We start from the raw sequence: 397 nt of genomic DNA on the forward strand, positions 1-397 counted from the left end.
GGGTTTTCTTGCCTGAGGTTAATAAAGAGACTTATCGTGCTAGATATGTCCCTATAAAGACTTCTTTAGCTGTTCCTGTGAGTGGTTTAGCTTTTCTAATGCGTTCCACTGCTTCTTCATATTCTTTTTTGTCTTTTATGTATCCAACAACCATCAACACAATCGCAGAAATCGGAATAACAGCAAGGACGAACAATACAATTATTTCTTTAATTTCCATATTATGTAACTCCTTTCCTTTAATTCCCTATATTATAGCATAAAAATCATATTTTAATCATTAAAATAAGCTAAATTGATTAATATAAACAATTAAACAACTGGCATTTATTGTCGGGAAAATATATCATTTATAAAATCTTTACCATTTAAACTATTTTTATCTGGAAATGCTTTT

At 29.2% G+C, this 397-nt stretch carries 1 protein-coding gene; it reads left to right on the forward strand.

Annotation, left to right across the window (positions count from 1 at the left end; genetic code table 11):
- A partial coding sequence (locus tag LS72_RS11485) for a hypothetical protein (protein ID WP_238700810.1) occupies window positions 1–263 on the forward strand: 263 nt, incomplete at its 5' end.
- Window positions 264–397: the final 134 nt, after the last annotated feature.

The organism is Helicobacter apodemus (genome assembly GCF_000765745.2).
GTDB classification, from domain to species: Bacteria; Campylobacterota; Campylobacteria; order Campylobacterales; family Helicobacteraceae; genus Helicobacter_D; species Helicobacter_D apodemus.